A 25,624-nucleotide genomic window follows, 5' to 3' on the forward strand; every position below is an offset into this window, starting at 1 on the left:
AATTTGTCCGCAGAGACTGGTCCATTTGTGGCCGAAATTTAATTTCTGTTCATAGCCTGAATGTCGAGGTTTGCGGATGAATGCCGCCAGTTTTTAACAACGCTGTATGAGGCTGATTTGGCGTGTTTTACTGGTTGTTAACGATGATGCCTAGGCTTTTTTATCGTTTCCACGTCTATTTTTCAGTTGGCTGTGTGGATCATGTATAGGTGAAAACTTGTACCTATATATGGCTTTTTTTGATTAAATGATTAAATCAAGCCAAGCGTTGGATGCGAGGAATACTGCAGATGACAACAATGAGGCGGCAGGCAAACTCGACAGCTTGCGTGCAACTCAGGATTTTTTGAAGGCGGCAAAGTTTGCGCGGTACTGCATGGCGGTGATGCCTAGACGTTTGATAAAGACATTGCGCATCTGGTTGGCATTATGGAAGCCACATAGATAGGCGACTTTTTTCATCGGATCATTATTCGATTCCAGCAAGGCACGCGCTGCATCGAGACGCGCGCTTTCGATAAACTCCGCTGGCGTTATGTTGGTATCGCGGACAAAGACGCGGGCGAAATTGCGCGGACTCATAGACACGATGTTGGCAAGTATATCTACCGTCAATTCCTGATCCAGATGCGCCAGCACATATTGCTGGACGATGCTGACAGGAGAGCTTTCTTCTACGTATGACGTCAGGTAAGGGCTGAACTGGGATTGACCACCTCTACGCTGCATGAATACCACCAGACGTTTAGCGACATTCAATGACACTTCTGCGCCGTAGTCATTGGAGAGCAGATAGAGCGAGAGATCTATTCCGGCAGTGACGCCGGCAGACGTATAGAGATTGCCATCCTGTAAAAAGATGCGGTCTGTATCCACCTTCGTTTTAGGGAACATGCGAGCCAGCGTGGCGGCATCGTTCCAGTGCGTGGTCACGGTCTTTTCGTCGAGCAGGCCAGCATGTCCGAGCAGGAATGCACCGTTGCAGATGGAGCCGTATTTTGCAGAGCGCAGCGCGGTATCACGCAACCATGTCAGCAGCGCTTCATCACGCGGATGTTGTGGCAGCTCAGGGCCGCCTGCTACCAGAATCAAGTCAAACGACTCGCTCACTTCGCTGTAGTGTCTGTGCGCAGCAATAGGCAGGCCGTTCGAACATTGCATCAGTCCGTGTGCGGTGCCTATCACTTCCAGATGATAGCGATTGTTGTGCGCAAGAAATCGGTTGGCTTCGGAAAACACATCCAGCGGGCCGGAGATGTCGAGCGCTTGCACGCCGGGGAAAACAAGTATGGCGACAGTGGGCATGTCTATGTCCTTTTTTGATGGCATCACGATACAGCGATTGCCCGCATTGCGTATTTTGATGAAATCGCAATGGCAGAATTTACGCCAAGCTTGTCAGCTTATCGTGCCATGCCATCGTTGGTTTTGTCGCTCTTGCTCCGCATAATTTCTACAGGTTCAGTGCACCTCGTTGTGAGGTATTTGAGTTTGTATTTTTATCAGGAGAAGAATGATGGAATCAGTGGTGTCCAATGCGAATGCTGAACGAGTCGGCCCGGCATTTTCAGTAGATGGCATGTTGCAGGCGAGAGCGAAAACGCGTGAAGCGATACGCACCATTTCTGCTTTAGTCAAACCAGGAATGGTAGAGGAAGATGCGGTGGATATGGCGAAGCGAACCTTGATTGCATCAGGGCTGGAATTGACCTGGCATCCTACGCGCATACGCTTTGGCAAGAACACGATGAAGGCGATGAAGCAGGCATCCGAACCAGGCGTGATCTTGCAGGAGAACGATATTTTCTTTATCGATATGGCGCCTAGGTTCGAAGCATGGGAAGGTGATGGCGGCGCTTCTTTTATCGTCGGCAAGAATGAAGAATATGCACGCTGCGCGACAGATGCCGAAGCCATCTTCCATGCGGTACGCAAAATGTGGCTGACCGAAAAAGCCAGCGGTCACGCACTGTACGAATACGCGGAGCAGCAAGCGAAGAGTCTGGGCTGGGAATTGAATTTCGATTTGCCGGGTCATCGCGTGTCGGACTTCCCACATGCGGCGATACACACCGGTTCATTGGCAGATTTTGATGCCACACCGTCAGCGATGCGCTGGATACTCGAAATTCACATTCGTCATCCAGAGAAACAGTTCGGTGCATTCTTTGAAGACATGCTGCTGGATGACGACAGCTACCGCAGATAAATTACGCCGATAGCTGTGCCGCCAGTCGTGCTTGATGCAGCATCTGGATTGTGATCTTCTTCACTTCGGATTGACTGAGTGCGATGTGGGCGCGCAGCAAATCCTTGGCTTGCGTAGTGCGTTTTTCGATGATGGCACGCAGGATGTGCGCGTGTTCGGTGTAGGTCACTTCGATGCGCATTTCTTTCGTGAATTCCAGTCGTCGGATCACGCGTATGCGTTCGGTAATGTCGTGATGGATGCGTGCCATTTCTACATTGCCGCTGGCTTCTACCAATTGTTCATGGAAGCGTTCATCGTGCACCGATAAAGTCGGTACGTCGGTGATGCGCTCTGCTTCAGAGACGAGCCAGATCGCGCTTAATTCCTGCAAGAGCGGCGGGGAATCTGGCATAGAGCAGAGTTGTTCGACTGCGGCACATTCCAGCACACTGCGTACGTCATACAGTTGCTCGAACATTTGAAAATCAAATGGACGTATCTGCCAGCCGCTCTTGTGCAGGACTTCCACATAGCCTTCGCGCTGCAAACGGAATAGTGCTTCGCGCACCGGCGTGCGGCTCATTTGTAGACGCTCGCTCATTTCGTTTTCACTGAAACGATCACCGGGCAGAAAGTGGAAGTCGAAAATGTCTGCCTTCAGCTTTGCATAGGCTTGCGTAGCAAGGCTGTCGGGCAGAACTTTCGCAAATTTTAGCTTGGGAATCATGGCGCTGTTTTTCCTAGAAAAATCGTCTATGCAGCCTTGTTGCAATATGCGCGCCAGCCGCCGTATGCGGTGATGTCTTGTGCGCTTTCCAGTGCATAGGGTTCGCAGATAAAGCCCTTGACCTGTCGGCCGTCACTTAATTCCAGTGTGCCAATTCCCAGTGGCGCAGGAACGCCCGCGACAAAGGAGCCAAAGGCGGCGAGCGGTATATCCCAGAGTTCAACAATGATAGGAGCACCGTTCTCGCTGCGTGCCAGACCAGGTTTGGGCGGGACGGTTTGCGCTAGTGCATACAGCCGATAGCTGTCAGACGTCTGCGTGCTTTCAACCAAAACGGCATGGCGCTCGGTCAATTCGCGATTCAAGGGCATACCGGTCAGATGCGCGCCGACGACGGCCAGACGCAGATGGCCGGCAGCCGGTCCCGAGATCACAGGCGATGCATTGGGTGCAATGAATGGCTGCTTGGTCGCGCCGCGCGGCAAGGCGGTCAGTGCTTGGCACTGTTTGCCGAATGCTGCCAACGCATGATCCGACCAGGCCGGACCGATCAGCGTCAGCCCAAACGGCAAGCCATCGCTGCGGAAATTGGCCGGTACCGCCAGCGCGCACCAGTTCAATAGATTGACGAAGTTGGTGTACTTGCCCATGTGGCTGTTGCGACGTATGGGATCGGCGGCAACGTCACTGATTTTGTAGTGCGTAGGTGCGGTCGGTACCAATAGTGCATCGACTGATGCAAGTATCTTGTCTGCCTGACGCTTCAGATCTGCCAATTTGTATTGTGCATTGAAGGTATCTGCCGCAGAAAATTCCTTGGCGCGGAAGATGATGTCGCGCACAACAGGATGGATGGCATCCGCATGTTCCTTGGCGAATGTTTCGATGGCCGCATAACGCTCGGCAACCCACGGACCGTCGTACAGCAAGGTGGTGACTTGGTCGAATAATGAAAAGTCGAGTGGAATACATTCCGCGCCAGTTTCCTTGATGCGTGCCAGTGCTTGCGCGTATGCCTGTTCTGATTGCGCATCGCCATAAAATTCCGGCTGGGCAGGAATGCCGAAGCGTGGTTTGGCCGGCAAAGAAGTCATCACATGGTCGGGACGCGCACGCGAATAACCATCAGCTTCATCGAAGCCGGATGCCTGCTGGAACACCAGTTCTGCATCAGCCACGGTGGTGGCAAATATCGATACGCAATCCAGCGTACGGCAGGCTGGCACCACACCGCGGCCGCTGATCGCGCCTACTGTCGGTTTCAAGCCGACGATATTATTCAAGCCAGCCGGTACACGACCTGAGCCTGCGGTATCGGTGCCGAGTGAAAACGCGACCAAGCCACGTGCGACTACCGAAGCGGAACCGGAGCTGGAGCCGCCGGAGACATATTCTGGATCGAAGCTGTTCGGTACCGCACCATATGGCGAACGTATACCGACCAGACCGGTGGCAAATTGATCGAGATTGGTTTTGCCGATAACTATTGCACCAGCATCCAGTAAGCGTTGTATGACGGTGGCATGCTGGGTCGGGATGTAAGCGAACTCAGGGCAGGCGGCGGTGGTGCGTATGCCGCCCACATCAATATTGTCCTTGGCTGCAAACGGTACGCCATACAGAGGCAGCGACGATAGATCAGGCAAGGATTTGCGTCTGGCTTCCAGCGCTTGTAGTTGCGCGTCGAGGTAAGGCTGATTGATCAGGCTGATCCACGCGACATCGTCTTTTTGCAAGCTGTCGAGCAAGCGGGGTAACAAGGTCGCCGGTGTGTCGCCGTTGTTATATGCAGTTTGCCAATCGCTGATAGTCCATCCAAGCATTTTGAATACTCCCATGTATACAAGTTTGTATTTGACATAGCATGAGTCATGCCAGCGTTAGAACTGATGACCTAGGCTCAGCTTATCGGTTTACATGCAAATAGCGGATGAATGGATCTGCTTGTGGTGCGCGATGGTGCGCATGCGCACTTTCCGGGTGCGTGTGATAGATGAAAAATATTGATCTGCACCGGCATTTGCACCGAGCGACTGATCCGTTACGTAGAATGACGGAGCCGGTATATTCCATATCGGCATTTGTTTTTGAGTGTTTCTTGCTTTTTCTTCAATCGAATTCTTCTTACTCCCTGTTCATGCTGAATACGCTACTTACCCTGTTGATTTTTCAAACGATGGGCGAAGGTTTGGTTTACGCCTTGTCGCTACCGGTTCCCGGCCCTGTCATCGGCATGCTTTTGTTGCTGCTCTATTTGATAGTGAAGAAGGGTGTGGCGACCAAGTTGGCACCGAACACTTCGCAATTGTTGTCGCACATGGCTTTGCTGTTTGTGCCGGCCGGCGTGGGGATTAGCGTGCATGTGCACCGGATTGCGGATGAGTGGCTGGCGATTTCGATCGCGCTGATTATCAGTACGGTCGTCTCCATCGTGGTGACGGCGGCCGTGATCAACAAGCTGAGAAAAAGGACTCAGCCATGATGCCGCACTTCAATACAGTCTGGGTTTATCTGGCCGGCTCACCACTGTTGTGGCTGACGGCAACCTTGCTGGCGTATCGCATTGCGACCACGATTTATGAAAAAACAAATCGCAGTCCCTTGGCGAATCCGGTAGCGATTTCGGTGGCGATACTGGTGCTGGTGCTCTACATCAGTGACACGCCGTACAAAACCTATTTCGACGGCGCGCAGTTTGTGCACTTCTTGCTCGGGCCGGTTACGGTTGCGTTGGCGATTCCCTTGTATATGCAACTCGATAAATTGAAGCGCAACTGGTTTCCCTTGCTGGCTGGTGCTTTGATAGGCGGTGCGGCAGCAATTACTTGCGGGATGGGAGTTGCGTGGCTGTTGGGTGCGTCGCCGTTGACGGTCTTGTCTATGGCGCCGAAGTCGGTGACGATGCCGATTGCGATGGGGGTGACAGAGAAGATTGGTGGCCTGCCGACCTTGACGGCGGTGATGGTGATGCTGACCGGTATTTTCGGTTCGGGTATCGCGCATTACATTTTCAAGGCGATGAAAATCACCGACGACATTACCTGCGGCTTTACCTTGGGCGCAGCGGCGCACGGCGTTGGAACGGCACGCGCATTTCAGGTCAATCAGGAAATGGGGGCATTTGCAGGTTTGGCGATGGGGTTGTCTGGAATTTTGACGGCATTGCTGGTGCCCTTCGTGCTGAAATTACTGGGCGTAATTTAGAAAATATTGCTAGCCGTAAGCGCCGCCGGTCAGAAACAGATCGGTGGCGCGCGCCATACTGATAATCACCGCAGTAAAACCGCAAGCGAAGGTCAGTACCAGCAGCAAAACAATCGGCCAGCGTGATGCAGATGTGCGCGCTGAGTGAGGGTTGTGTTTCGCATCCCACTTCTCATCTGACGTTAAACCTATCGTCAATGCTTCTATCCATCCGGCAAAAATTGAGAGCGGAAACAAGGCCAGCAAACTGATGATCAGCGAGTGCGGCGCTCGCGTCAAAACGACGGCGCCGACGAAAAGCGCAAACGCACACAAATAAATCCACGCCCAGAAGTCTTTCGCACCATACAAATAAAAACGATGCGCGCCTGTGCCACCGAGCAGGACCGCCAATAAAGTGGCGACAGTCTTGCCCTTGTGTTTGCTGCTGGCTGGGTGATTGATAACGGCATCCATTAGTAACTTGGCGCATTAGCGCGAGCGGTAGCGGTTGACATCGTTAGGCGAGACAGCCGTGCCCTGATTGCCCCACGCATTGCGTATGTAAGTAACGACGGAAGCGATTTCCTCATCCGTCATCGATTGACCGAATGGCGGCATGCCGTATGGACGCGGATTGCCGGCGGTACTCGGTGCGTAACCACCGTGCAAGACCATGCGTATCGCATTGGTTGCGATTGGTGTCGTGATGGCGCGACTGTTGGCCAGTGCAGGATAAATCGATGGCACACCTTGGCCGGATGCCTGATGGCAGCTGGCGCATTGATTCTCGTACAGCTTCGCGCCGGCTGTGATCATGTTTTTCTTGGTGTTGTCGCTTACGCTTTCTGCCGTTGCGACTGGCGCAGCGATTTGTTGCGGCAAGGACTTCAGATAAACAGCCATCGCATTGATGTCTTCATGCGTCGCATATTGCAAACTATTGAAGACGACTTCTGCCATCGGGCCGCTGACTGAGCGACGCGGTGCGACGCCGGTTTGCAAGAGCGCAGCAAGATGTTCTGTTTCCCAATTACCGAGACTGGATTCTGCATCGCTATTCAATGGCGGTGCGTACCAGTTCAACATCGGGATCATGCCGCCCCCCAATTCTGCTTTCAAGTCCATACCGCCCAGCGTATCGCGTGGCGAGTGACAGGCACTGCAATGACCCAGGCCTTGCGTCATATACGCACCACGATTCCATTCCATCGATTGTTTGTCGTCATTGACGTATTGGCCAGGACGGAAGTACAGGGCGCGCCATACATAGAGCGATGCGCGATTGTCATAAGGGAAGCGCAAATCCGGCGCACGATTCTTTTGACTGACTGCCGGTAATGTTTGCAGGTAGGCGAAGATCGCATCCGAATCGGCACGCGTGACCTTGGTGTAATTCGTGTACGGGAAGGCCGGGTACAAGAGGCTGCCGTCTTTCGATTTGCCATTGTGCATGGCTTGCCAGAAATCGCCGTTTGTCCATTTGCCGAGACCGGTTTCTGCATCTGGCGTCAGATTGGATGTGTAGATATTGCCGAAAGGTGTAGGCACGGTGCGACCACCCGCATACGACTCGCCACCGCGTGAGGTGTGGCAGCTCATGCAGTTGCCGACACGTGCCAGATATTCGCCTTGTTTCAGTTGTTGCGCAGGGTCGGCCGGTGGCACTGATGGCTGGTCGATATCAGGATTTCTGTTTGCCAGAAACAGCCACGCGACGAAGATGGCGATGACGGCCAGCAGCAGTGCGAATAGGCGCGATAAGTATTGTCGTTTCATGGGTATGCGTCTTCGTTTTTCTTTTTAAGGTGCGAGATTGCCGCACTCGAGAGGAAGCTTCGTGGTGATGGCGGGCGCGGGTGTCGCATCAGCCGGCACGCGCTGTTCGGATAACCATGATGCGGCGGCGGTGATATCCGCTGCGCTCATTTTCATGACGATATCTGCCATGCAGTCTGGTTTGGCAGCGTGACGTGTACCGATTTTCCAGGCACCGATTTGCCCCAACAGGTAATCGCGTGGCAAGCCGATCAGGCCGGGAATGGCTGGCGCTGTGCCGGTCATTTTTGCGCTATGGCAGGCGACGCAGGCGGGGATACCTTTTTCCTTGTCGCCGTGATGCACCAGCAGACGGCCGCGTTCCAGTTCGGCTGGATTGGACTGAGTGGGTTGCGGTTCTGGATACGGTGGATGCTGATCAGAGAAGTATTGCGCGATCTCGCGCAGATAGGCGTCCGACATGTTTTCCAGCATTGCGGTCATGACGGGATAAGTGCGCTTGCCGTCGCGGAAGTTGATTAACTGGTTATATAGATAGCCGGCTGGTTTGCCAGCTATGCGCGGGTAATAGCCATCACTGCCGGCGCGACCTTCCTTGCCGTGGCAGACCACGCAAGCGGCGACGCGTTGTGCGATGGTATCGGGAACCTTGCCTTCATCGGCGGCGCTGGAGATGCCGGCAGTGAGCACTAGGCAACTAGCGGTGAAAAGTCGGACGAAACGAAAACACTTACTGAGCATAGCGTGCAATGCACTCATTTTTATAGGTCTCTTGGCCGGTTAGCGTCGACGTACAGAGATGTCCTCTCTGTAACTTGTCGGAAGTTCCACATGATACTGCAAGGGTAAGAGCTAACCTCCGCTTTAGCCAGCATCAGAAGGCGGAGAAAAAACCGGAGCAGTTTGCAGAAGTGCAGAGAAAAACAGTATTGCGATGGTTAAAAGGGCAATGCAGGCATGAAATTTTTTCAAGCCATCTGTTTGGCCAGTTGTCCCAGCGTTGCCAGCGCGGCTTCCATGCGTGCATCCCAGATGTGACCGTAATTCAATCGGATGCAATTGGTAAAACCGTGGTGCGCAGAAAAAATCGGTCCTGGCGCGATGCTGATGCCTAGTGCCAGCGCTTGCCTATGCAATTCCAGCGCATTCACTTTATGTGGCAATTCGACCCACAGAAAATAACCGCCTTTAGGTCGTGTTGCCTGCGTACCGAGTGGGAAGTGGCGTGCAATCGCTTCCATGAATAGTGTTTGCTGCACCGACAAGGTGTGACGCAATTGGCGCAGGTGACGGTCATAACCGCCTTTTTCCAGATAGGCAGCGAGTGCGGCTTGTGCCGGAGCGGATGCGGCCAAAGTCGTCGTCAGTTTGTGGCGTGCGACGGCGCGTGTATAACGCCCGGGCGCGGCCCAGCCGACGCGATATCCGGGTGCGAGACATTTGGAGAAAGACGAACAGTGCATGACCAAACCTTTGGTATCAAAGGCTTTGGCCGGCATAGGGCGTTTGTCACTGAAATATAGTTCGCCGTAGACATCGTCTTCTATCAGCGGGATTTCATGCTGTGCGAGTAGTGCGACCAGGTCGCGTTTCTTTTCATCCGGCATCAGGCTGCCAAGCGGATTCTGGAATGTCGTCATCAACCAGCAGGCTTTTGGTTTATGACGCTCGATAGCACGTGTCAGCGCCGCCAGATCTATTCCTTCGCGCGGATGCGTCGGCACTTCTATCGCATGCAAGCCATTGCGTTCCAGCGATTGCAGCGCTGCGTAAAAAGTTGGCGATTCAACCAGCACCGCATCGCCGGGACGCGTTACTGCGGTTAGACAAAGATTCAGCGCATCGAGCGCACCGTTGGTGATGACGATTTCATCAGTATGTATATGCAAGCCATCGGTCAGATAACGCAAGGCGATCTGGCGGCGCAATTGCGGATTGCCCGGCGTCAGGTCATCGACGGCGCTCCACGGATCGAGTTGCTGCACGCTGGATGCCATTGCGCGTGCGAGTCGCGCCATCGGGAATAGCAAAGGGCTGGGGAAGGCTGAGCCTAGCGGGACGACGTCGCGCATCTTGGCTGACTCCAGTACTTCAAACACGCGCTCGCTGATATCGACTGGTGATGAGGCCTCATCCGGTTGCGATGCCTGTTCTGGCTCCGGCGGCAGCTTCTGCGCGCCGCCTGCAACGTAATAACCGGAGCGTTCACGTGCGCGTATCAGGCCGCGCGCTTCCAGCAGGTAATAAGCCTGGAAGACAGTAGACGGACTGACATTGCGGCTGATGCTGGCTTGTCGCACCGAAGGCAGACGATCACCTAAACGCAAGACGCCATCCTGTATGGATTGCGCGAGTTCGGCGGCGAGCGTTTCATACAATTTCATGTAATGGGTCTCTGCGTACGGGGAAAGTGGGGCGAACCTGTGAAATATCGCGCACGCGCATGATAAAACATTATTCGCGCTTCCTACTGCGTGGTGGACTACAATGACGCCTGAAGTAAGCCAAGACAACCGCTGGCTGTCATTTCGGTGATGGCGGGAGGAAGGTCCGGACTCCATAGAGCAGGGTGACGGTTAACGGCCGTCCGCCGTGAGGCGAGGAATAGGGCCACAGAGACGAGCGTATTAAGTTACGGTGAAACGCGGTAACCTCCACTCGGAGCAATTCCAAATAGGCACGCGTTGACGTTGCTCGCGGAGCGTGCGGGTAGGAAGCTTGAGCCGTGGAGTAATTCACGGCCTAGAGGAATGGTTGTCATAACGAATAAGCTTGCTTATTCGTCGTAACAGAATCCGGCCTATCGGCTTGCTTCAACTTCTTTCTAAAGCGGTGCGACTATCTGTCGCGCCGCTTTTTCTTTTTGTGCGCGATATTTTCATCGCAGCAATGTTGCTGCCTGAATAGGCATGTCTGCGCCTACGTTCAGCATGCAGATAATTGAATCTGTTCCAGCAGGCCCTCCGTATATCACTACGCAATCTTGCAAATAGCCTGTACCGAAAGGAACGATCATGCGCAAACTCTCTTACGCCTTGCTACTCTCTGCCTCACTCGCATCCGTATCATTCGCTTATGCCGCCGATGCTGTGATGGTTGGTGGTCAAAGCATGTTGCCTAGCAAGGATATTGTCGACAACGCTGTTAACTCTGCCGATCACACGACTTTGGTTGCTGCAGTTAAAGCCGCTGGTTTGGTTGATACATTGAAAGGAAAAGGTCCGTTTACTGTATTTGCACCAACCAATGCTGCCTTCGGTAAATTGCCAGCAGGCACAGTAGATACCTTGGTCAAGCCAGAAAACAAAGCAACGCTGACAAAAATCCTGACCTATCACGTCGTGCCAGGAAAATATGACTTCGCTGCATTGGAAAAAGAAATCAAAAAACACAAAGGCACAGCACAATTGGCAACTGCCAATGGCGCAAAACTGACCTTTGTGATGAATGGTAAACACAATATCAATGTGAAAGATGACAGCGGCAACACTGCCAGCATCAGCACATATGATGTTTATCAGTCGAATGGTGTGATCAACGTGATTGATACGGTGTTGATCCCTAAATAATGGGTGGTGTTTGATGGGTGAACGACTGCCGTCACAGTCGTTCAACGCGCGAGTCTTAGGCTCGCGCGTTTTTTATTGGTGCGCTGATTAGCATTGCATGTGTGGGTGACTATCTGTGTTGTATGGAGAAATGCTTCTTGCGTGAACTAGCTTGCATGCGGCACGATCTATCTTTTATCGTCATTCCACACAGGAGTTTGCAATGAATCTGCACATTACACTTGGTCCACTTCTCGCCTTGATCGCCGGCATCCTGATTTTGTTGATGCCACGTCTGCTGAATTTTATTGTTGCCTTGTATTTGATCGTGATCGGCTTGATCGGTTTGTTCGGAACGGGTTCATTTCTGAGGTAGAGCAGGGCACGCGCATACCCTGGACGGACATGCTATAACAGAACAAATCGCCCTCCCGAGACCAAGGCAAATCATGAAAAACAAGATAGCCGTCTTCATCAGTTGCGTCTTATTGACTTCAGTCGTGTATGCCGCAGATATCTACCGTTGGGTTGATGGGAATGGCCGTGTCTATTTTTCTGACACAGTGCCTGAACGCTACAAGGGCGTAGCAACCAAGGTCGATACCAGTGATTCTGAGCTGACCGCGAGCCAGCGCCAGGATGCCGCCGAACGTGCCGCGCGTGAGAAGGCCATTGTTGAGCGTGCTGAGGATGAACGCAGTGCTCCCGCAAGACCGAGTGGCGCAATCATGGGTGAACCAAGTAGCGTCTCCAAGAGGCAGTTCGATTGTGAGCGCATGCAGAGGGAATACCGGGAAAGTCAGGAGTGCTTTGCTCCTTATGTCATACGTGGGCGCAATGGCAAACGCCGTCCTGGTGCCGTGCGGGAAGAGGCTTTCTTGTACTGTAAATCGGTTCCCGATCCTTCAGTGCAGTGCGGATCGCAACCACAATATATTGGGCAGTAAGGGTTCAAGCCTAGTGCAGGACATGCGTTTGGCGTTCGGTGCTTTTCTGTCTCGGCTGTTTTCTTTCACCTATCTTCGGTACACATCTTAATCGCGCTTTTTTTCATGATTTGGCATGAAGTGAATTGTTAAAAACGAATCAATTTTGTAGCGTTTAACATTTTTCTGTCATCGCTTGCGTTTCGTCGGCACAGAATTTCCGACTTCTGCCCAGAAATCGTCATAAAGCAGAGCTTTCAGCGATATTGACGACAAGTCACACCAAAATCCCCACAGCTATTTCTCCCTTTGTGAAGCAGGTATTACTGGATAAACACATGTGTTTATCTGATGTGCCACTTTCACTATCAATCATAAGTGCTTAATTCTTAGAGATATTTAACAAATGTGTTGCGTTAGCGTAATGCGCTAAGTCATTGACTTCATTGAAAAAAACCTTGTTTTTACCCCTGAATATCGCTTGACCGGCAATGGTGCATCCTCTAAAGTGGGCAACAGTGTGAAAAAGTGTTTATTTGTGGGGTTTTTAACCGCGAATTTCACCCAATTCAGCATGTAAAACCTACAAAAAAGGATTTCAGGGTGTTTCAAGGCGCGTCTTCTCTCAATCTCGATGCTAAAGGCCGGATGACTATTCCAGCTCGGCATCGCGACGCATTGCTTTTGCAATGTGAAGGCCGCGTGACCCTGACCAAACATCCGCACGGCTGTCTTCTGTTCTTCCCGCGCCCGGTCTGGGAAAGTCACCGCGAACAAATCGCTGCGTGGCCTATGTCTGCGCGCGCGTGGCAACGTATTTTCCTTGGTAATGCTTCCGATGTGGAGATGGATGGCGCTGGTCGCATCCTGATTGCACCGGAGTTGCGCTCGGCAGTGGGCATGACACGTGATGTGATGTTGCTCGGGATGGGTAGTCATTTCGAAATCTGGGATGCAGCGAAATTGGCCGAAAGCGAATCGGAAGCGGTCGCTTCCGGCATGCCCGATGTATTAAATAATTTTTCTTTCTGACGCCGTGATGAGTGAAGAATCGGTGCCGCAATACCAGCACCGTACGGTGTTGCTGGATGAAGCGGTCGATGCGCTGGCGTTGGATGGTGAGCGTGCAAACGGCATATACGTTGATGGCACGTTCGGACGTGGCGGTCATAGCCGCAAGATTTTGCAGCAATTGGGTGTTAGCGGTCGTTTGCTGGCATTCGACAAGGATACGCAGGCGATAGCGAATGCCGCAACGATAGACGACAAGCGCTTCGATATTGCGCACGACAGTTTTGCAACGTTGGGTGAAGCTTTAGCAGTACGCGGTATCAAGCAGGTGGATGGAGTGTTGCTGGATCTTGGGATTTCGTCACCGCAAGTTGACGATGCGACGCGAGGTTTCAGTTTTCGCGCAGACGGGCCGCTCGATATGCGTATGGATACAACGCGCGGCTTGTCGGCAGCAGAGTGGCTGGCGACGGAAACTGAACAAAAAATCGAGAAAGTGATACGAGAATATGGGGAAGAACGGTTTGCTTTTCAGATTGCAAAGGCGATTGTTGCTCGCAGGGCAGTCGAGCCAATTTCAAGCACACGACAGCTTGCCGAGATCGTGGCACGCGTCGTTAAAACCCGCGAGAAAGGCAAAGACCCGGCCACTCGTACCTTTCAGGCTATCCGGATTTTCATCAATCAGGAGCTTGAAGAACTCGAAGTAGTACTGAACGAGGCATATCGGCATCTGGCCCCGCATGGGAGATTAGTTGTGATCAGCTTTCATTCTTTGGAAGATCGCATCGTCAAACAGTTCATGGCTAGTAAAGCCAATGTGCCGCAGCCAGACCGTCGCCTCCCGATTCGTGCCATCGATTTGCCGCAACCTGAAATGAAGCTGTTGTCCAGAATCAAACCTTCGGCCGCTGAAATTAGCGGTAACCCACGCGCGCGTTCTGCCGTCATGCGTGTGGCCGAGCGTCTGCAACCGACTAGCAAGGCGGCGCTATGAGCGGCCGCATCTGCTTTGTTCTCAGTTTTATCCTCGTGGTCTGCGCCTTGTCGGTCGTCAACGCGCACTATCAATTCCGTCGTTTATTCATCGAACTCGAACGCGCGCAAGCGCAAGCGCGACAACTCGATATCGATTGGGCGCAATTGCAGCTCGATCAATCGACGTTGGGCAAACACTCCCGTATCGAATTCAATGCGCGCCGCGATTTGCGCATGGTGCCGGTATCGCCAGCCAGTACGCAGTACTTAACGACGGGGGCTAAATGACGCGTAATACGTCACGCACCGCCGCATCGAAGGGCGTACCTTTCTCTTCCAATCCGGTCTTGGCGACCAAGTTGCCGGCGTGGCGTTCGCGTGTCGTGTTGTTCCTGATTTTTGCAGCCTTCCTGGCTTTGGCTGGCCGTGCGCTTTGGCTGCAAGGCATGTCGACCGAATTTTTGCAAAAGCAGGGTGCTTCGCGTTACGCGCGTACGCTCGAATTGCCGGCCACACGCGGCAAAATTACTGATCGCAATGGTCAGGTATTGGCATCGTCGATTCCAGTGCGCGCGGTATGGGCGATCCCGGAAGATGTACTGGAAGCGCCAGCGGATAAATTGCAGGCATTGGCCAAGTTACTGGATATGCCTGAGCGCGAGTTACGCCGCAAACTGGATTCGGATCGCAGCTTTGTTTATCTGAAGCGTCAAGTTGAGCTCGATACCGTCGACAAGATACTCAAGCTTGGCATTGCCGGCATCGATACTCGTAAAGAATACAAACGTTACTACCCTGAAGGCGATGTGATGGCGCACATCGTTGGCTTCACCAATGTGGAAGACAAGGGGCAGGACGGTATGGAGTTGGCGTACCAGAAGACCTTGGTCGGTGTTACCGGTAATCGTCGCGTGATCAAAGATAGACTCGGCCGCATCGTCGAGGATATCGAATCGGTGCGCGAGCCGCATGACGGCAAAGATTTGACCTTGTCGATAGATAGCAAGATTCAGTACATCGCTTTTTCAGCATTGAAGGAAGCGGTAGAAGTCAATAAAGCAAAAGCTGGCGGGATCGTTGTACTCGATGCCAAAACAGGTGAAGTGCTGGCATTGGCAAATCTGCCTACTTACAACCCGAACAATCGCTCGGTGCTGACTGGTGCGCAGTTACGTAATCGTGTGATTACCGATACGTTTGAACCAGGTTCCACGCTCAAACCATTCGCAGTTTCGCTGGCACTGGAAACCAATCGTGTGACACCGAACACGATGATCCAGACCGCGCCGGGAAAAATGACCATCGGTACTGCCACCATCGGTGATGCGCATGCATCCGGTTTGTTATCAGTGGCACAGGTGATTGAGAAATCCTCCAATATCGGCACCGCAAAAATCGCGCTGCAAATGGAACCGCATGAAATGTGGGACATGTTCACCAGCGTCGGTTTCGGTCAGCAACCCAAGATCAATTTCCCTGGCGCTGTTGCCGGACGCGTGAGGCCCTATAAATCCTGGCGGCCGATTGAGCAGGCAACGATGAGTTACGGGCACGGTATATCCGTGTCTTTGTTGCAATTGGTGCACGCGTATACGATCTTTGCGCGCGATGGCGATTTGATCCCAATTACCTTCCAACGCACAACGGATCAACCGATCAGCCAACGCATCATCAGCCCGAAAACAGCGCGCGAGATGCGCAGCATGCTGGAAATGGCAGCCGGCCCAACTGGTTCCGCGCCTAGATCACAAGTGCCTGGTTATCGCGTCGCTGGTAAAACGGGTACCGCATACAAAATTGAAAAGGGTCAGTACGTTAAAAAATACGTATCGTCCTTCGTTGGCTTCGCACCGGTTTCTGATCCGCGCATCATCATTGCTGTAATGATCGATGAGCCATCCGCCGGCAAGCATTACGGTGGTCAGGTCGCCGCACCAGTGTTTGCGACTGTCACTGCGAATGCCTTGCGTGCGTTGAACGTTGCGCCTGACTCCACCGTCACCAACATCATTATTCCGGCCGGGTCCGAGCAGGAGAATATGTAATGTCGGCCCTGACCATGACCGCACTCACGACCATACTCGACTGGTTGAAAACAAACGCGCCGAGAGCCGAGCTGGCATCCGATTCGCGCAGCATAGCCGTGGGTGATGTATTCGTTGCCTATCCGGGTGATGAGGCTGATGGTCGTACCTATATTCCGAACGCAATCGAACGCGGCGCACAAGCTATCTTGTATGAAGCTGCTGATTGCGAGTGGCATGCAGATTGGAATGTGCCACATCTGGCCGTAGACAATCTGAAAGCGCATGCAGGCGAAATCGCCGCTGCGTATTACGCACATCCTGATCAGTCCATGTTTACTGTTGCCATCACTGGCACCAATGGCAAAACATCCTGCGCGCAATGGTTGGGTAATGCCTTGTCGCGCTTGGGGCAACCGACTGCAGTGATCGGTACGCTCGGCGTCGGCATATTCACGAATGGTGGACATGGTGCATTCGATGCGACTGGTTACACCACGCCGGATGCAGTTTTGTTGCAACGCTCGCTGGTGAATGTACGCAATCTGGGCGCAACTGCATTGGCAATTGAAGCGTCTTCCATCGGTTTGCATCAAGGACGTTTGTCCGGCATGCATTTCGATATGGCCTTGTTCACCAATTTCACCCGCGATCATCTGGATTATCACGGCGACATGGCTGCTTATGAAGAAGCCAAGGCGATGCTGTTCGACTGGCCGGGTTTGCGTCATGCGGTGATCAATCTGGACGATGCGATGGGCATGCGTCTGGTTGATCGTTTGAAACGCACACAGGCAAATACCGGCATCACCGGTTATACCTTGTCGAATCAAAAAGTGGACGGCATTGCCATGCTGCGTGCCACCGATGTTCGCAGCAACCAAAACGGCACCGTATTCCAACTGGAATCCGAGTTTGGCAACGTACAAGTTAAAACGCAGTTGGTTGGCCAATTCAATGTCAGCAATGTGCTGGGCATTATCGGCATCCTGCTGGCAAAAGACGTTGCCTTGAGCAATGCTATTGCAGCCATCGAAGCGTTGACAGCGGTGCCAGGTCGTATGCAACAACTAGGCGGCGGCGAAGCACCATTGGTTGTGATCGATTACGCGCACACACCGGACGCTCTGGAAAAAACTCTGGCGACCTTGCGCAATGTCGCCAACGATAGAAGCGGTGAATTGTGGTGCGTCTTTGGTTGCGGTGGTGATCGCGATCCGGGCAAGCGTCCGCAAATGGGTAAAGCGGCATTGGCCGCCGATCACGTGATCGTCACAACAGACAATCCACGCTACGAAGAACCTGCCGACATCATCGCCAGCATTGTTGCTGGTATGGATGGTGCAAAACAGGCGCCGCACATCATTGAAGATCGTGCGACCGCAATTTTGTGGGCCGGTCGACATGCGGCGAAACAAGATGTCATTTTGCTGGCTGGCAAAGGACATGAAGCGTATCAAGAAGTGAAGGGTAGAAAATTACCTTTCCTTGATGCTGATCACGCTGCACTGGCTTTGTCTACACGCGTCATGCAGGGAGCGAACTGATGAAATCCTCATTAGCCCAACTCCAATCCGCCCTTAAAGGTGCGCGCATGACGGTTGATGCTGCATTCGACGGCGTGTCGACTGATAGCCGCGGCGTTGCTGCCGGCAATCTGTTCGTTGCCTTGCGCGGCGAACGTTTCGATGCGCATGACTTTTTATCGAAGGTTGCAGAACGCAAGGTGGCAGCAGTAGTGGCGGAAGAAATTCCAGCCGGATTGAACGTGCCTGCATTGATAGTGCCGAATACGCGTCTCGCACTCGGTGAAATCGCACATTACTGGCGTCAACAATTCAGTTTGCCGCTGATAGGCGTTACCGGTAGCAATGGCAAGACCACAGTCAAGGAAATGATCGCAGCGATTCTGGATGCAGCTTTTGGTGCAGACAACTATCTGGCAACGCGCGGCAACTTCAATAACGACATTGGTGTGCCACTGACCTTGATGCGTTTGGATGCTGCAAGCAAAGCTGCGGTGATTGAACTGGGTATGAACCATCCGGGCGAAATCGCCGTGCTGTCTGCTATTGCGCAACCAACAGTAGGACTGGTGAATAACGCACAGCGCGAACATCAGGAATTCATGGAAAGCGTGGAAGCTGTCGCCAAGGAAAATGGTGCAGTACTCGCCAACTTGCCGGCTGATGGTACTGCCGTGTTCCCCGCAGATGATGAATTTACGCCGCTGTGGCGTGACTACGCAGCGCAGCGCAAGACATTGACTTTCGGTTTTTCAGACGATGCCGATGTACGTTGCACTTATACCGCCAATGTTTTCGGCAACGATATGTTGGTAACTGCAGGAAAACAGCAATTCGCCATCGCCTTGTCGGCGGCTGGTGTGCATAACGTGCGCAATGCCTTGGCTGCGATTGCCTGCACCTTGGCTATCGGTATTGCGCCGGATGCAATCGTGCGCGGCTTGCAAGCTTTTGCGCCGGTCAGTGGTCGCTTGCAGCGCAAGATCTCGCCTAATGGCGCATTGGTGATCGACGACACCTACAACGCAAATCCAGATTCTGTACGTGCTGCGATCGATGTGCTGGCGCAAATGGCTGCACCGCGGATTCTGGTGCTGGGCGATATGGGTGAAGTCGGTAATGACGGTCGCCAATATCACGAAGAAATCGGTGCTTATGCACGCGCAAATGGAATTGAACACGTACTCACGCTGGGCGATCTGGCTCGTCATACGACTAGCGCCTTTGGTACGCACGCAAGTCATTACGACAGCGTAGAAAAATTAAACGATGCACTTGCAGCGATCTTTGCTGCAGATGCGACGGTGCTGGTAAAGGGATCTCGCTTCATGAAGATGGAACGTGTGGTTCAGCATCTACTCGGACAACAAACTCAGGAAGCTCACTAATATGCTGCTCTGGCTAGCACAACATTTTCAAGATGAAATCGGACCATTACGTGTCTTTAATTTCATTACCTTTCGCGCGGTATTCGCGACATTGACGGCGCTCGCCATCGGCTTGTTCTTCGGCCCGGCCGTGATCCGCATGCTGACACGTCTGAAAGTTGGACAAGCAGTGCGTACCGATGGTCCGCAAACACATTTGATCAAAAGCGGTACGCCGACTATGGGTGGCGTGCTGATCTTGCTGGCGATTGGTATCTCGACCTTGTTGTGGACCGATCTCAGCAATCGTTTCATCTGGGTGGTGTTGATCGTGACCTTGGGTTTTGGCGCGGTTGGTTGGGTCGATGATTATCGCAAGGTGGTCTACAAAGATCCTAAAGGCATGGCCTCCAAGGAAAAATATTTCTGGCAGTCGGTGATTGGTTTGTTCGCTGCGATCTATCTGGCTTTCTCGGTTTCTGCGCCTAGCAATTCACAATTTCTTGATTTGTTTATAGCGTGGGTGCAATCCGGTTTTAGTATGGATTTGCCACCTAAGGCCGATTTGATCGTCCCGTTTTTCAAAACCATCAGTTATCCGCTGGGTGTCTGGGGTTTTATCGCTTTGACTTACTTCGTCATCGTCGGCACCAGTAATGCTGTCAATTTGACCGACGGTTTGGATGGTTTGGCGATCATGCCGACGGTGATGGTGGGTACTGCGCTTGGTCTGTTTGCTTATCTGACCGGTAGCGCGAACTACGCTAAATATTTATTCATTCCACATATTCCAGGCGCTGGTGAGTTGATCATTTTCTGCGGCGCGATGGCGGGTGCAGGTTTGGCCTTCCTCTGGTTTAACGCACATCCGGCGCAAGTGTTCATGGGCGATGTTGGCGCGCTGGCATTGGGCGGTGCGCTCGGCACCATCGCAGTCATCGTGCGCCAGGAAGTCGTGCTCTTCATCATGGGCGGCATCTTCGTGGTCGAAACCCTGTCCGTCATGTTGCAGGTTGCTTATTTCAAATACACGAAGATGCGCACCGGGATCGGCAAGCGGGTCTTGTTGATGGCGCCTTTGCACCATCACTTTGAACAAAAAGGCTGGAAAGAAACGCAAGTTGTTGTGCGCTTCTGGATCATCACGATGATTCTGGTGTTGTTTGGTTTATCTACTTTGAAATTACGCTAATGAATTACGCAGGAAAACACGTTCTGGTTTTAGGGCTCGGGGAATCCGGGCTGGCGATGGCACAGTGGCTGGTCCGCTGTGGCGCATCGTTGCGTGTTGCCGATACGCGTGAACAACCGGATCGTTTGCCGCAATTGCGCGAGATCGCCGCAGATGCCGAATTCATCGGTGGTGCGTTTAATGCTGAATTGTTGGACGGCATCGACTTTGTCGCTGTCAGTCCAGGCTTGATGCCGTCGCGTGAGTTGGCCACCATCATCCCTGCTGCGCAAGAAAAAGAAATTCCGCTCTGGGGTGAAATTGAATTGTTCGCGCAGGCATTGGCTGCGTTGAAAGAAGAAAAAGATTACACGCCGAAAGTGATCGCGATCACCGGCACCAACGGCAAAACCACAGTTACCAGCTTGGTTGGTTTGTTATGCCAGCGCGCAGGCTTGACGGTGCAAGTGGCTGGCAACATCAGCCCGGCAGCGCTGGATCGTCTGCATCAAGTTGTCGCTGAGGATCAATTGCCGCAGGTGTGGGTATTGGAATTGTCCAGCTTCCAGTTGCATGCGACTTACAGCTTGCAGGCAGATGTCGCGGCTGTGTTGAACCTGACGCAAGATCATCTCGATTGGCATGGCGACATGACTTCCTACGCAGATGACAAGGAACGCATTTTTGGTAGCAACACGATACGCGTCTTGAATCGCGACGATGCGCTGGTGATGCAGATGGCAACACCGTTGGCGCGCGTCATTACTTTCGGCGCAGATGAAGCGGAACAGGCTGATTGCTTTGGCCTGGTTGATGAAAACGGTATGCGCTGGTTGTCCGTCGCGGTAGAGGAAGAAGAGCCGCAGAAAAAACGTCGCAAGAAAGATAACGTTGAGCTGGCCATTTCAACCAACAAGTTGATGCCGGTCGATGCACTCAAGATCCGTGGTCAGCACAATGCGATCAATGCCTTGTCGGCGCTGGCCTTGTGCCGTGCGATTGGTTTGCCATTTGCACAGTTGCTGCATGGCTTGCGCGATTATCACGGTGAGCCGCATCGCGTTGAACACGTGATGACTATCGGTGGTGTGGATTATTACGATGACAGCAAAGGTACCAACGTCGGTGCCACGGTTGCTGCATTGAATGGTTTAGGCGTAAGCCAGGATGGCGCTTCCAAACATCTAGTCTTGATTGCCGGCGGCGATGGCAAAGGTCAGGATTTTTCGCCGCTGTCTGATCCGATTGCCAAGTATGCACGTGCAGTATTGTTGATCGGTAAAGACGCCGACAGCATACGTGCAGCGGTAGAAGCGACAGGCGTTGATTTGATCAATTGCGCAACGCTGGAAGAAGCGACGCAAAAAGCCGCAGAACTGGCGAAGTCGGGTGATGCAGTCTTGTTGTCGCCAGCGTGTGCCAGCCTGGATATGTTCAAGAACTATGCGCACCGCGCGCAAGTATTTGTCGATACCGTACGTGAAATCGGTTTGTCGCGTGGTGAGGTAGCGGCATGAAATTCGCCTTCCCATCATTCTCCGGCGCATCGGCTAAAAAGGCCGTGAACAGTCTCGACCAGCGTTCGAAGATGATGGCGTACGACCAACCTTTGGTATGGGTCGTATTGTTGCTGATGCTGTTCGGCATGGTGATGGTGTATTCGGCCTCGATCTCTTTACCTGATTCGCCTAAGTATGCGCGTTACGACAATGCGCACTTCTTGACGCGTCAGGCGATGTTCATCAGTGTGTCGCTGATCGCTGGTTTGCTGACATTCCGCGTGCGGATAGAAACCTGGCAAAAACTCGCACCGTATCTGTTCGTCGCGACGCTGATTCTGCTGGTGCTGGTTTTGGTTCCTGGTGTTGGTAAAGGCGTCAACGGCGCACGTCGCTGGTTGTCGTTCAAGGTCTTTAACTTGCAGCCATCCGAGTTGATGAAGTTGTTCGTCGTCTTGTACGCAGCGGATTACACCGTACGCAAACAGCAAGTGATGCACAAGTTGACCAAAGGCTTTATGCCGATGACGCTGGCGATCGGTTTTGTCGGTTTGCTGCTGTTGCTGGAGCCTGATCTCGGCGCATTCGGCGTGATCGTGTGTATCGCGATGGGTATTCTGTTTTTGGGTGGCATCAACGGCATCTGGTTCGGCGGTATCGGTGCGACGCTGGTCGGTATTTTCAGTATGGTGATTTTGCTGTCGCCATGGCGACGTGAGCGGATTTTTGCTTATTTGAATCCATGGCAAGAAGAGAACGCATTGGGTAAGGCGTATCAGTTGTCGCATTCACTGATCGCATTCGGACGTGGCGAATTATTCGGCGTCGGTTTGGGCGGCAGTGTAGAAAAGCTGCACTACTTGCCGGAAGCACATACCGACTTTTTGCTGGCGGTCATTGGTGAAGAACTTGGATTCGTAGGTGTATTGGTCGTCGTCATGGCGTTCTACTGGATCATCAAGCGCGCATTTGAAATCGGCCGTCAGGCGATAGCGATTGATTTGACCTTTGCCGGTTTGACGGCCAAAGGCATCGGCATCTGGATAGGCGTGCAGGCCTTTATCAATATGGGTGTGAACCTCGGTTTGTTGCCGACCAAAGGTTTGACTTTGCCTTTGATGAGTTATGGCGGTTCGGGTGTGCTGATCAACTGTATCGGTCTGGCGATTTTGCTGCGTATTGATTACGAGAACAGAGTTCTCATGCGCGGAGGCCGGATATGAAAAAGCTGTTAATCATGGCGGCTGGAACGGGCGGACATATTTTCCCTGGTCTCGCCATTGCTGAAACGATGAAAGCGCGCGGCTGGCAAGTCACGTGGTTGGGAACCGAGCACGGCATGGAACGTGATCTGGTGCCGAAGAGCGGTATCGAGATGGATACGATAGCCTTTGCCGGTTTGCGTGGCAAAGGTTTGCTCCACACGGTGAAGGGTGTATTCCGTTTGGTTGCGAGCTTCGGCACTTGCTTCTCGATACTGGCACGACGTAATCCTGATGTTGTATTGGGTATGGGTGGTTATGTGACGGTGCCGGGTGGTTGGATGGCGAAATTGCGTAGCGTACCGCTGGCCTTGCTGAACGCTGATGCTGCCTTGCTGTTGTCGAATAAAACGCTGACGCCGATTGCACAGCGCGTGCTGTTCGGTTTCCCTGCGGATTTCGGTAGCGCTGCCGATAAAGCGTTGGTGACCGGTAATCCGGTGCGCAAGGAAATCACGGCGCTGACGCCACCGGCAGAACGTTATGCGCAACACACAGGTGCATTGAAAGTGTTGGTTGTTGGCGGCAGTCTCGGTGCGAAAGCATTGAATGATGCCTTGCCTGCAGCGCTGGCTTTGCTTCCTGTGGAGCAACGCCCGGTGATCACGCATCAATCGGGCAAAAAGAATATTGATGCTTTGCGTTCCAATTATGCGCAGGCGAATGTGGATGCAGAAGTGGTCGATTTTATCGATGACATGCCGCGTCGTTATGCAGAAGCCGATCTGGTGATCTGTCGTGCTGGTGCGATCACGGTTTCTGAATTGACGGCAGCCGGCGTCGCCAGCGTTTTGGTGCCGCTGTTGGTATCGACGACAACACATCAGCGTGATAACGCGCTGTGGATGGAACAACAAAATGCGGCGATACATTTGCCGCAAAGTGAATTAAGCGCGCAGGGTTTGGCCGATCTGTTGCAAAACATGACGCGCGAAAAATGCAAACAAATGGCCGAAGCAGCATATGCCAACGGTCGCCGCGATGCGAATGCCGCTATCGCCGATGTACTTGAAAAGTTAGTGAAGAACACATGAAGCACAAAGTCAAAAATATCCATTTCGTAGGCATAGGCGGCAGCGGCATGAGCGGCATTGCCGAAGTGCTGCTGAACCTCGGCTACACGGTATCAGGCTCAGATCTGGGCAGCAATGCTGCGACCCGACGCTTGATCGAGCTGGGCGCAAAAGTGACCTTGGGTCATGCAGCAGAGAATATCGACAAGGCCGATGCGATTGTTACGTCGACTGCGGTCAAGGAAGACAATCCTGAAGTGATCGCCGCTCGTGAGAAGCACATTCCTATCGTGCCGCGCGCAGTCATGTTGGCCGAGTTGATGCGTTTGCGTCGCGGTATCGCGATTGCCGGCACACACGGCAAGACTACGACCACTAGTCTGGTTGCCAGTGTTTTGGCTGAAGGCGGTCTGGATCCGACTTTCGTCATTGGCGGTTTGCTCAATAGCGCAGGCGCGAATGCCAAACTGGGTACCGGCGAATTCATCGTGGCAGAAGCTGACGAGTCAGATGCGTCCTTCCTGAATCTGTCGCCTGTGATTGAAGTCATCACGAATATCGATGCCGATCACATGGAAACCTATGACCATGATTTCGAAAAGCTGAAACAGGCTTTCGTCGAATTCACGCAGCGTTTGCCATTCTATGGTGTCGCAGTGCTGTGCATGGATGACGCAAACATACGCGAAATCATGCCGCGCATTTCCAAGCCAATCACGACGTATGGCTTCCATGAAGACGCACAAGTGCGTGCCATCGATGCCAAGGCAGTCGACGGTCACATGCAATTTACCGTGATTCAAGATGGTTATGCGCCTATGAGCGTGAGTCTGAATCAGCCCGGTATGCATAACGTACAGAACGCTTGCGCCGCGATTGCGATTGCACGCGAATTGAGTGTCGACGATAAAGCGACGCAAAAAGCGCTGACCGAATTCAATGGTGTTGGTCGTCGCTTCACACGCTATGGCGAAATAAACATTCCTGCTGTCAACGGCAAGCCTGCTGGCTCGTTTGCTCTGGTGGACGATTACGGTCATCACCCGGTGGAAACTGCAGCGACGATTTCTGCCGCACGTGGTGCGTATCCGGGACGTCGTCTGGTACTGGCATTTCAGCCGCATCGTTATACGCGTACGCGCGATCTGTTCGAGGATTTCGTCAAGGTGTTGTCGACGACAGACATGCTGGTGCTGGCAGAGGTATATGCCGCCGGCGAGCAGCCGATAGTTGCTGCAGACGGACGCACATTGGCGCATGCGCTACGCGTAGCTGGAAAAGTTGATCCGGTGTTTGTAGAACAAATTGCAGATATGCCGGCGACGATCATGAACATCATCAAGGATGGCGATGTAGTGATCACGATGGGTGCGGGATCGATTAGTGGCGTACCGGCCAAGTTGGCACAGGCCTGATTGA

At 52.9% G+C, this 25,624-nt stretch carries 24 protein-coding genes and 1 other RNA gene; 18 read left to right on the top strand and 7 right to left on the bottom strand.

Annotated features, from left to right (window positions below; translation table 11 throughout):
- Positions 1-336 precede the first annotated feature (336 nt).
- On the bottom strand, positions 337-1,305 hold the full coding sequence (locus tag BQ6873_RS14745; RefSeq protein ID WP_076594160.1) for a GlxA family transcriptional regulator: 969 nt from the start codon (positions 1,303-1,305) through the stop codon (positions 337-339).
- A 211-nt stretch (positions 1,306-1,516) separates the two neighbouring features.
- Here BQ6873_RS14745 and BQ6873_RS14750 point away from each other — a divergent pair, with 211 nt between their 5' ends.
- Positions 1,517-2,209, top strand: a complete 693-nt coding sequence (locus tag BQ6873_RS14750) for a M24 family metallopeptidase (RefSeq protein WP_407928057.1) — start codon at positions 1,517-1,519, stop codon at positions 2,207-2,209.
- Position 2,210: 1 nt separating this feature from the next.
- Here the strand turns inward: BQ6873_RS14750 and BQ6873_RS14755 are convergent, their stop codons facing one another.
- Both BQ6873_RS14755 and atzF read right to left on the bottom strand, forming a co-directional pair.
- Complete coding sequence (locus tag BQ6873_RS14755) at positions 2,211-2,918, bottom strand: GntR family transcriptional regulator (RefSeq protein WP_076593321.1); 708 nt, start codon at positions 2,916-2,918, stop codon at positions 2,211-2,213.
- A gap of 26 nt (positions 2,919-2,944) precedes the next feature.
- Complete coding sequence (gene atzF / locus BQ6873_RS14760; RefSeq protein ID WP_076593322.1) at positions 2,945-4,741, bottom strand: allophanate hydrolase; 1,797 nt, start codon at positions 4,739-4,741, stop codon at positions 2,945-2,947.
- Positions 4,742-5,055: 314 nt separating this feature from the next.
- Here atzF and BQ6873_RS14765 point away from each other — a divergent pair, with 314 nt between their 5' ends.
- Entirely contained in the window at positions 5,056-5,400 is a 345-nt protein-coding gene (locus BQ6873_RS14765; protein ID WP_076593323.1) for a CidA/LrgA family protein, read from the top strand.
- The gene (locus tag BQ6873_RS14770; protein ID WP_076593324.1) at positions 5,397-6,122 is read left to right on the top strand and encodes an LrgB family protein; all 726 of its coding nucleotides are present in this window, start codon (positions 5,397-5,399) and stop codon (positions 6,120-6,122) included. The genes BQ6873_RS14765 and BQ6873_RS14770 overlap by 4 nt, the downstream gene beginning before the upstream one ends.
- Positions 6,123-6,131: 9 nt before the next feature.
- On the opposite strand, the gene BQ6873_RS14775 is transcribed toward BQ6873_RS14770, so the two are convergent.
- From BQ6873_RS14775 to BQ6873_RS14790, 4 genes are all read right to left on the bottom strand, one after another.
- Complete coding sequence (locus BQ6873_RS14775) at positions 6,132-6,578, bottom strand: NINE protein (protein ID WP_076593325.1); 447 nt, start codon at positions 6,576-6,578, stop codon at positions 6,132-6,134.
- A gap of 15 nt (positions 6,579-6,593) precedes the next feature.
- Positions 6,594-7,880, bottom strand: coding sequence for a cytochrome c (locus BQ6873_RS14780; protein ID WP_076593326.1), 1,287 nt, complete (start codon positions 7,878-7,880; stop codon positions 6,594-6,596).
- Between the two features lie 24 nt (positions 7,881-7,904).
- Complete coding sequence (locus BQ6873_RS14785; RefSeq protein ID WP_076594161.1) at positions 7,905-8,621, bottom strand: c-type cytochrome; 717 nt, start codon at positions 8,619-8,621, stop codon at positions 7,905-7,907.
- A gap of 227 nt (positions 8,622-8,848) precedes the next feature.
- Complete coding sequence (locus BQ6873_RS14790; protein WP_076593327.1) at positions 8,849-10,264, bottom strand: aminotransferase-like domain-containing protein; 1,416 nt, start codon at positions 10,262-10,264, stop codon at positions 8,849-8,851.
- A gap of 112 nt (positions 10,265-10,376) precedes the next feature.
- Between BQ6873_RS14790 and rnpB the strand changes: the two genes are divergently transcribed.
- The 15 genes from rnpB (at position 10,377) to murC (ending at position 25,620) form a co-directional block, all read left to right on the top strand.
- Positions 10,377-10,699: RNase P RNA component class A (rnpB, locus tag BQ6873_RS14795), an RNA gene on the top strand.
- A gap of 195 nt (positions 10,700-10,894) precedes the next feature.
- Positions 10,895-11,449, top strand: a complete 555-nt coding sequence (locus tag BQ6873_RS14800) for a fasciclin domain-containing protein (RefSeq protein ID WP_076593328.1) — start codon at positions 10,895-10,897, stop codon at positions 11,447-11,449.
- A gap of 202 nt (positions 11,450-11,651) precedes the next feature.
- The gene (locus tag BQ6873_RS14805; RefSeq protein ID WP_076593329.1) at positions 11,652-11,804 is read left to right on the top strand and encodes a DUF3096 domain-containing protein; all 153 of its coding nucleotides are present in this window, start codon (positions 11,652-11,654) and stop codon (positions 11,802-11,804) included.
- Between the two features lie 73 nt (positions 11,805-11,877).
- Entirely contained in the window at positions 11,878-12,375 is a 498-nt protein-coding gene (locus tag BQ6873_RS14810; RefSeq protein ID WP_076593330.1) for a DUF4124 domain-containing protein, read from the top strand.
- Between the two features lie 582 nt (positions 12,376-12,957).
- Positions 12,958-13,386 carry a division/cell wall cluster transcriptional repressor MraZ gene (gene mraZ, locus BQ6873_RS14815; RefSeq protein WP_076593331.1) on the top strand — a complete coding sequence of 143 codons (429 nt, stop codon included), beginning with the start codon at positions 12,958-12,960 and terminating at the stop codon, positions 13,384-13,386.
- Between the two features lie 7 nt (positions 13,387-13,393).
- Positions 13,394-14,362, top strand: coding sequence for a 16S rRNA (cytosine(1402)-N(4))-methyltransferase RsmH (gene rsmH, locus BQ6873_RS14820; protein ID WP_076593332.1), 969 nt, complete (start codon positions 13,394-13,396; stop codon positions 14,360-14,362).
- Complete coding sequence (gene ftsL, locus BQ6873_RS14825) at positions 14,359-14,631, top strand: cell division protein FtsL (RefSeq protein WP_076593333.1); 273 nt, start codon at positions 14,359-14,361, stop codon at positions 14,629-14,631. The genes rsmH and ftsL overlap by 4 nt, the downstream gene beginning before the upstream one ends.
- Positions 14,628-16,388: a peptidoglycan D,D-transpeptidase FtsI family protein gene (locus BQ6873_RS14830; RefSeq protein WP_076593334.1), complete on the top strand. Its 1,761-nt coding sequence runs from the start codon at positions 14,628-14,630 to the stop codon at positions 16,386-16,388. Before ftsL ends, BQ6873_RS14830 begins: the two co-directional genes overlap by 4 nt.
- Positions 16,388-17,914: a UDP-N-acetylmuramoyl-L-alanyl-D-glutamate--2,6-diaminopimelate ligase gene (locus tag BQ6873_RS14835; RefSeq protein ID WP_076593335.1), complete on the top strand. Its 1,527-nt coding sequence runs from the start codon at positions 16,388-16,390 to the stop codon at positions 17,912-17,914. The genes BQ6873_RS14830 and BQ6873_RS14835 overlap by 1 nt, the downstream gene beginning before the upstream one ends.
- Entirely contained in the window at positions 17,914-19,281 is a 1,368-nt protein-coding gene (locus BQ6873_RS14840) for a UDP-N-acetylmuramoyl-tripeptide--D-alanyl-D-alanine ligase (protein ID WP_076593336.1), read from the top strand. The genes BQ6873_RS14835 and BQ6873_RS14840 overlap by 1 nt, the downstream gene beginning before the upstream one ends.
- A gap of 1 nt (position 19,282) precedes the next feature.
- Positions 19,283-20,452, top strand: coding sequence for a phospho-N-acetylmuramoyl-pentapeptide-transferase (gene mraY / locus BQ6873_RS14845; protein ID WP_076593337.1), 1,170 nt, complete (start codon positions 19,283-19,285; stop codon positions 20,450-20,452).
- A complete protein-coding gene (murD, locus tag BQ6873_RS14850) occupies positions 20,452-21,948 on the top strand; it encodes a UDP-N-acetylmuramoyl-L-alanine--D-glutamate ligase (RefSeq protein WP_076593338.1) in 1,497 nt (498 codons plus the stop codon). The genes mraY and murD overlap by 1 nt, the downstream gene beginning before the upstream one ends.
- Positions 21,945-23,153 carry a putative lipid II flippase FtsW gene (ftsW, locus tag BQ6873_RS14855; protein WP_076593339.1) on the top strand — a complete coding sequence of 403 codons (1,209 nt, stop codon included), beginning with the start codon at positions 21,945-21,947 and terminating at the stop codon, positions 23,151-23,153. The genes murD and ftsW overlap by 4 nt, the downstream gene beginning before the upstream one ends.
- The gene (murG, locus tag BQ6873_RS14860; RefSeq protein WP_076593340.1) at positions 23,150-24,226 is read left to right on the top strand and encodes an undecaprenyldiphospho-muramoylpentapeptide beta-N-acetylglucosaminyltransferase; all 1,077 of its coding nucleotides are present in this window, start codon (positions 23,150-23,152) and stop codon (positions 24,224-24,226) included. Before ftsW ends, murG begins: the two co-directional genes overlap by 4 nt.
- Complete coding sequence (gene murC, locus BQ6873_RS14865; RefSeq protein ID WP_076593341.1) at positions 24,223-25,620, top strand: UDP-N-acetylmuramate--L-alanine ligase; 1,398 nt, start codon at positions 24,223-24,225, stop codon at positions 25,618-25,620. The genes murG and murC overlap by 4 nt, the downstream gene beginning before the upstream one ends.
- The last annotated feature ends 4 nt before the right edge of the window (positions 25,621-25,624 follow it).

Source organism: Herminiimonas arsenitoxidans (genome assembly GCF_900130075.1).
GTDB lineage: Bacteria > Pseudomonadota > Gammaproteobacteria > Burkholderiales > Burkholderiaceae_D > Oxalicibacterium > Oxalicibacterium arsenitoxidans.

What these genes read in the sequence shown, in the direction of transcription:
- BQ6873_RS14810 (WP_076593330.1), top strand. Translation starts at nt 11,878, where the DNA reads ATGAAAAACAAGATAGCCGTCTTCATCAGTTGCGTCTTATTGACTTCA.
- ftsL (WP_076593333.1), top strand. Translation starts at nt 14,359, where the DNA reads ATGAGCGGCCGCATCTGCTTTGTTCTCAGTTTTATCCTCGTGGTCTGC.
- BQ6873_RS14750 (WP_407928057.1), top strand. Translation starts at nt 1,517, where the DNA reads ATGGAATCAGTGGTGTCCAATGCGAATGCTGAACGAGTCGGCCCGGCA.
- murG (WP_076593340.1), top strand. Translation starts at nt 23,150, where the DNA reads ATGAAAAAGCTGTTAATCATGGCGGCTGGAACGGGCGGACATATTTTC.
- BQ6873_RS14770 (WP_076593324.1), top strand. Translation starts at nt 5,397, where the DNA reads ATGATGCCGCACTTCAATACAGTCTGGGTTTATCTGGCCGGCTCACCA.
- BQ6873_RS14840 (WP_076593336.1), top strand. Translation starts at nt 17,914, where the DNA reads ATGAAATCCTCATTAGCCCAACTCCAATCCGCCCTTAAAGGTGCGCGC.
- BQ6873_RS14775 (WP_076593325.1), bottom strand. Translation starts at nt 6,578, where the DNA reads ATGGATGCCGTTATCAATCACCCAGCCAGCAGCAAACACAAGGGCAAG.
- BQ6873_RS14790 (WP_076593327.1), bottom strand. Translation starts at nt 10,264, where the DNA reads ATGAAATTGTATGAAACGCTCGCCGCCGAACTCGCGCAATCCATACAG.
- BQ6873_RS14765 (WP_076593323.1), top strand. Translation starts at nt 5,056, where the DNA reads ATGCTGAATACGCTACTTACCCTGTTGATTTTTCAAACGATGGGCGAA.
- BQ6873_RS14805 (WP_076593329.1), top strand. Translation starts at nt 11,652, where the DNA reads ATGAATCTGCACATTACACTTGGTCCACTTCTCGCCTTGATCGCCGGC.
- murC (WP_076593341.1), top strand. Translation starts at nt 24,223, where the DNA reads ATGAAGCACAAAGTCAAAAATATCCATTTCGTAGGCATAGGCGGCAGC.
- rsmH (WP_076593332.1), top strand. Translation starts at nt 13,394, where the DNA reads ATGAGTGAAGAATCGGTGCCGCAATACCAGCACCGTACGGTGTTGCTG.
- BQ6873_RS14835 (WP_076593335.1), top strand. Translation starts at nt 16,388, where the DNA reads ATGTCGGCCCTGACCATGACCGCACTCACGACCATACTCGACTGGTTG.
- BQ6873_RS14745 (WP_076594160.1), bottom strand. Translation starts at nt 1,305, where the DNA reads ATGCCCACTGTCGCCATACTTGTTTTCCCCGGCGTGCAAGCGCTCGAC.
- atzF (WP_076593322.1), bottom strand. Translation starts at nt 4,741, where the DNA reads ATGCTTGGATGGACTATCAGCGATTGGCAAACTGCATATAACAACGGC.
- BQ6873_RS14780 (WP_076593326.1), bottom strand. Translation starts at nt 7,880, where the DNA reads ATGAAACGACAATACTTATCGCGCCTATTCGCACTGCTGCTGGCCGTC.
- BQ6873_RS14830 (WP_076593334.1), top strand. Translation starts at nt 14,628, where the DNA reads ATGACGCGTAATACGTCACGCACCGCCGCATCGAAGGGCGTACCTTTC.
- BQ6873_RS14755 (WP_076593321.1), bottom strand. Translation starts at nt 2,918, where the DNA reads ATGATTCCCAAGCTAAAATTTGCGAAAGTTCTGCCCGACAGCCTTGCT.
- BQ6873_RS14785 (WP_076594161.1), bottom strand. Translation starts at nt 8,621, where the DNA reads ATGCTCAGTAAGTGTTTTCGTTTCGTCCGACTTTTCACCGCTAGTTGC.
- mraY (WP_076593337.1), top strand. Translation starts at nt 19,283, where the DNA reads ATGCTGCTCTGGCTAGCACAACATTTTCAAGATGAAATCGGACCATTA.
- BQ6873_RS14800 (WP_076593328.1), top strand. Translation starts at nt 10,895, where the DNA reads ATGCGCAAACTCTCTTACGCCTTGCTACTCTCTGCCTCACTCGCATCC.
- ftsW (WP_076593339.1), top strand. Translation starts at nt 21,945, where the DNA reads ATGAAATTCGCCTTCCCATCATTCTCCGGCGCATCGGCTAAAAAGGCC.
- murD (WP_076593338.1), top strand. Translation starts at nt 20,452, where the DNA reads ATGAATTACGCAGGAAAACACGTTCTGGTTTTAGGGCTCGGGGAATCC.